This window comes from Sphingobium chlorophenolicum (assembly GCF_000722875.1).
Taxonomy (GTDB): Bacteria; Pseudomonadota; Alphaproteobacteria; order Sphingomonadales; family Sphingomonadaceae; genus Sphingobium; species Sphingobium chlorophenolicum.
In genome coordinates, this window is the sequence record NZ_JFHR01000111.1 from 1 (window position 1) to 4,316 (window position 4,316).

Sequence of the window (4,316 nt, forward strand, 5' to 3'; positions counted from 1 at the left end):
GGCAAAGGCCCCCGCCCGCACCACGTCGCCGCCCCGGTCCACCCGGTCGAACACCGCCGCATATCCGGCGAACCGCACGTCACTCATGCACCAGCCCCGCCAGCCCCAGCTTCACCGCCATCCCCAACAGCAGCAAAGCCATGACCACCCGCACGACCCACGCGACCACAGCCCCCCGCGCCGCCTTCTTCGCGTCGCGCCAGGCGCCCAGCAGCTCGCGCAATTCCCGCACATCGTCCCCGGCGCCACGATCCGCCAGCCCCAACCGCTCCAACGCCCGCCCAACGCCCAGTTCGCTCGCTTCCTCGATCAGCGCCCGGATCATCAGCATGTCCGCCGCCACCGGCTGCGCCTCAGCCTGCGCGACCAACCGCGCCAGCATCTCCCCATCATATTTCATCGCCCGCCTCCAATCCCACACCCGTTCGTTTCGAGCGAAGTCGAGAAACCGCCAGAACCCCCTCACCCAATTCCCAAAACCGCCCGCTTCTCCTCCGCCGACAGGAAGTCCGCCGCCCCAACCCGCTCCCAAAGCGCACTCCGCTCCTCGAACAACGAAGGCACCGCATCCAGATCGACATTCAGGCACAATTCCGGCCACCACCCCTGCAACCCCTGCGCCAGCCCGCCGCAAATCTTCGCCATCAACGGCAGGATCGTCTGCCGCCACAGCGCCCGATTGGCCTCGCGATAATTGGCGTAGCTATTATCCCCCGGCAGCCCCATCAGCATCGGCGGCACCCCGAAAGCGAGCGCAATCTCCCGCGCCGCCGCCGCCTTCAGCCCCACGAAATCCATCTCCGCAGGCGTCAGACTCATCGCCTTCCAGTCCAGCCCACCCTCCAGCAGCATCGGCCGCCCGGCATTGGCCGCGCCCGAAAAGGCGATCTCCATCTCCCGCTTCACCCGCTCATACTGGTCCGGCGCCATCACCGACCCGTCACCCGGATCATAGACCATCGCCCCCGAAGGCCGCGCCGCATTGTCCAGCAAAGCCTTGTTCCAAACCGTCGCCGCATTGTGGATCGCCACCGCTCCCGCAGCCGCGCCGACGCAACCCAACCCATAATGATCGTCCAGCGGATGCAGCGCCTTCAGATGGACGATCCCCGTCCGCCCGCTCCCATCCTCCGGCGACAGCCGCGTCACGCTCTCCCCCACGCGATAGAGGTAAGCCGCCGGCCACCCCCGCGCATCCGCCTCGACACTCACCCGCTCCGGCCGCAACGCATAAAGCTCCACCGGCACGCCATCCGCGCCGACCATCACCTGCACATAGGCATTGCCATGCAGCAGCAAATGGCTCGCCAGCGTCTCCACCAGCGACTGCCCAGAAGAACAGCGCATCACCAACGCCTTCACCCGCCGCCGATCATCCTCGCCCACGCCGCCGACGACCAGAGCCGTCCCGCCAGCCCCCTCCGCCACCAACCGCAAGGCCCGCTGCGCCACCGGATTGCCGACCACCCCGGCCCGCACCTGCGCCTCATAGCTGGCGGGCCACTCCCCCAAGGCCACACCACCCGAACCCCATGCCCGCGCCAACACCGGCCGCGCACTCTCCCGCGCCGCCTTCACCCCGAAAAATTTCATAAACCCCACCCCAACAAAAAATCCTCCCCCCAATGGGGGGAGGATGGTGAAGCTTGGCAGCAAGCTGCCTAGCGAAACCTGGAGAGGGGACCGCCCCCTCCCAAAACTCTAAGGATTCCGAGCCAAAACCCGATCGCAGGCCGAATTCGTCCCCTCGCTCTTCCCGATCACGCGCCCGGCCACAGCCCCCGCCGCACCGGCCAGCAAGGACTCGCCCAAATTCCCCCCAGCCAGCGCACCAACGCCAGCACCACCAGCCGCACCGATCACCGTCCCCTTGTCCCGCCCCTTCTTCGCCTGGAGCAGACAATAGCGCACATCATCCCGATCCCGCGGCGCAGCGCGAGCCACCCGCGCCCGCTCCTTGCTGCTCAGCGAAGCCGCCATCACCGGCCCACTCACCAAAGCCAGCCCGCCCGCAGCCATCATCCATCCGGCCCATTTCATGACCCAATCTCCTCAAAAATCACACGGATAGACTACGCAGAACCCAAACCCTTGTTCCCTCATTCCACCCCCGCAATAATCGCAACGTCAGAGGGACTCTCCAATTCCTCCCCATCCATAGATGGGGAGGAATTGGAGAGTCCCTCTGACGTTGCGATTATTGCGGGGGTGGAATGAGGGAACAAGGGTTTGGGTTCTGCGTAGTCTATCCGTGTGATTTTTGAGGAGATTGGGTCATGAAATGGGCCGGATGGATGATGGCTGCGGGCGGGCTGGCTTTGGTGAGTGGGCCGGTGATGGCGGCTTCGCTGAGCAGCAAGGAGCGGGCGCGGGTGGCTCGCGCTGCGCCGCGGGATCGGGATGATGTGCGCTATTGTCTGCTCCAGGCGAAGAAGGGGCGGGACAAGGGGACGGTGATCGGTGCGGCTGGTGGTGCTGGCGTTGGTGCGCTGGCTGGGGGGAATTTGGGCGAGTCCTTGCTGGCCGGTGCGGCGGGGGCTGTGGCCGGGCGCGTGATCGGGAAGAGCGAGGGGACGAATTCGGCCTGCGATCGGGTTTTGGCTCGGAATCCTTAGAGTTTTGGGAGGGGGCGGTCCCCTCTCCAGGTTTCGCTAGGCAGCTTGCTGCCAAGCTTCACCATCCTCCCCCCATTGGGGGGAGGATTTTTTGTTGGGGTGGGGTTTATGAAATTTTTCGGGGTGAAGGCGGCGCGGGAGAGTGCGCGGCCGGTGTTGGCGCGGGCATGGGGTTCGGGTGGTGTGGCCTTGGGGGAGTGGCCCGCCAGCTATGAGGCGCAGGTGCGGGCCGGGGTGGTCGGCAATCCGGTGGCGCAGCGGGCCTTGCGGTTGGTGGCGGAGGGGGCTGGCGGGACGGCTCTGGTCGTCGGCGGCGTGGGCGAGGATGATCGGCGGCGGGTGAAGGCGTTGGTGATGCGCTGTTCTTCTGGGCAGTCGCTGGTGGAGACGCTGGCGAGCCATTTGCTGCTGCATGGCAATGCCTATGTGCAGGTGATGGTCGGCGCGGATGGCGTGCCGGTGGAGCTTTATGCGTTGCGGCCGGAGCGGGTGAGTGTCGAGGCGGATGCGCGGGGGTGGCCGGCGGCTTACCTCTATCGCGTGGGGGAGAGCGTGACGCGGCTGTCGCCGGAGGATGGGAGCGGGCGGACGGGGATCGTCCATCTGAAGGCGCTGCATCCGCTGGACGATCATTATGGGTTGGGTTGCGTCGGCGCGGCTGCGGGAGCGGTGGCGATCCACAATGCGGCGACGGTTTGGAACAAGGCTTTGCTGGACAATGCGGCGCGGCCTTCGGGGGCGATGGTCTATGATCCGGGTGACGGGTCGGTGATGGCGCCGGACCAGTATGAGCGGGTGAAGCGGGAGATGGAGATCGCCTTTTCGGGCGCGGCCAATGCCGGGCGGCCGATGCTGCTGGAGGGTGGGCTGGACTGGAAGGCGATGAGTCTGACGCCTGCGGAGATGGATTTCGTGGGGCTGAAGGCGGCGGCGGCGCGGGAGATTGCGCTCGCTTTCGGGGTGCCGCCGATGCTGATGGGGCTGCCGGGGGATAATAGCTACGCCAATTATCGCGAGGCCAATCGGGCGCTGTGGCGGCAGACGATCCTGCCGTTGATGGCGAAGATTTGCGGCGGGCTGGCGCAGGGGTTGCAGGGGTGGTGGCCGGAATTGTGCCTGAATGTCGATCTGGATGCGGTGCCTTCGTTGTTCGAGGAGCGGAGTGCGCTTTGGGAGCGGGTTGGGGCGGCGGACTTCCTGTCGGCGGAGGAGAAGCGGGCGGTTTTGGGAATTGGGTGAGGGGGTTCTGGCGGTTTCTCGACTTCGCTCGAAACGAACGGGTGTGGGATTGGAGGCGGGCGATGAAATATGATGGGGAGATGCTGGCGCGGTTGGTCGCGCAGGCTGAGGCGCAGCCGGTGGCGGCGGACATGCTGATGATCCGGGCGCTGATCGAGGAAGCGAGCGAACTGGGCGTTGGGCGGGCGTTGGAGCGGTTGGGGCTGGCGGATCGTGGCGCCGGGGACGATGTGCGGGAATTGCGCGAGCTGCTGGGCGCCTGGCGCGACGCGAAGAAGGCGGCGCGGGGGGCTGTGGTCGCGTGGGTCGTGCGGGTGGTCATGGCTTTGCTGCTGTTGGGGATGGCGGTGAAGCTGGGGCTGGCGGGGCTGGTGCATGAGTGACGTGCGGTTCGCCGGATATGCGGCGGTGTTCGACCGGGTGGACCGGGGCGGCGACGTGGTGCGGGCGGGGGCCTTTGCC

At 66.7% G+C, this 4,316-nt stretch carries 6 protein-coding genes and 1 pseudogene; 4 read left to right on the forward strand and 3 right to left on the reverse strand.

Going from position 1 to position 4,316, the window contains the following annotated elements:
- Positions 1-79 precede the first annotated feature (79 nt).
- The 3 genes from BV95_RS22330 to BV95_RS22320 form a co-directional block, all read right to left on the reverse strand.
- The gene (locus BV95_RS22330) at positions 80-400 is read right to left on the reverse strand and encodes a DUF6127 family protein (protein ID WP_013846175.1); all 321 of its coding nucleotides are present in this window, start codon (positions 398-400) and stop codon (positions 80-82) included.
- Between the two features lie 62 nt (positions 401-462).
- A complete protein-coding gene (locus BV95_RS22325; protein WP_037457498.1) occupies positions 463-1,593 on the reverse strand; it encodes a phage portal protein in 1,131 nt (376 codons plus the stop codon).
- Between the two features lie 108 nt (positions 1,594-1,701).
- Complete coding sequence (locus BV95_RS22320; RefSeq protein WP_037457500.1) at positions 1,702-2,040, reverse strand: hypothetical protein; 339 nt, start codon at positions 2,038-2,040, stop codon at positions 1,702-1,704.
- Positions 2,041-2,276: 236 nt separating this feature from the next.
- On the opposite strand from BV95_RS22320, the gene BV95_RS22315 reads away from it, so the two are divergent.
- The 4 genes and pseudogenes from BV95_RS22315 to BV95_RS24880 form a co-directional block, all read left to right on the forward strand.
- A complete protein-coding gene (locus tag BV95_RS22315; protein ID WP_037457500.1) occupies positions 2,277-2,615 on the forward strand; it encodes a hypothetical protein in 339 nt (112 codons plus the stop codon).
- A gap of 108 nt (positions 2,616-2,723) precedes the next feature.
- The gene (locus BV95_RS22310; protein WP_037457498.1) at positions 2,724-3,854 is read left to right on the forward strand and encodes a phage portal protein; all 1,131 of its coding nucleotides are present in this window, start codon (positions 2,724-2,726) and stop codon (positions 3,852-3,854) included.
- A gap of 62 nt (positions 3,855-3,916) precedes the next feature.
- The gene (locus BV95_RS22305; RefSeq protein ID WP_013846175.1) at positions 3,917-4,237 is read left to right on the forward strand and encodes a DUF6127 family protein; all 321 of its coding nucleotides are present in this window, start codon (positions 3,917-3,919) and stop codon (positions 4,235-4,237) included.
- Positions 4,230-4,316 (forward strand): annotated as a pseudogene (locus BV95_RS24880) (HK97 family phage prohead protease); the annotation flags it as partial. The gene BV95_RS22305 and the pseudogene BV95_RS24880, both read left to right, overlap by 8 nt.

Bases quoted from the DNA above. Each gene is read 5' to 3' on its own strand.
- BV95_RS22330 (WP_013846175.1), bottom strand. From the start codon at position 400: ATGAAATATGATGGGGAGATGCTGGCGCGGTTGGTCGCGCAGGCTGAG.
- BV95_RS22325 (WP_037457498.1), bottom strand. From the start codon at position 1,593: ATGAAATTTTTCGGGGTGAAGGCGGCGCGGGAGAGTGCGCGGCCGGTG.
- BV95_RS22320 (WP_037457500.1), bottom strand. From the start codon at position 2,040: ATGAAATGGGCCGGATGGATGATGGCTGCGGGCGGGCTGGCTTTGGTG.
- BV95_RS22315 (WP_037457500.1), top strand. From the start codon at position 2,277: ATGAAATGGGCCGGATGGATGATGGCTGCGGGCGGGCTGGCTTTGGTG.
- BV95_RS22310 (WP_037457498.1), top strand. From the start codon at position 2,724: ATGAAATTTTTCGGGGTGAAGGCGGCGCGGGAGAGTGCGCGGCCGGTG.
- BV95_RS22305 (WP_013846175.1), top strand. From the start codon at position 3,917: ATGAAATATGATGGGGAGATGCTGGCGCGGTTGGTCGCGCAGGCTGAG.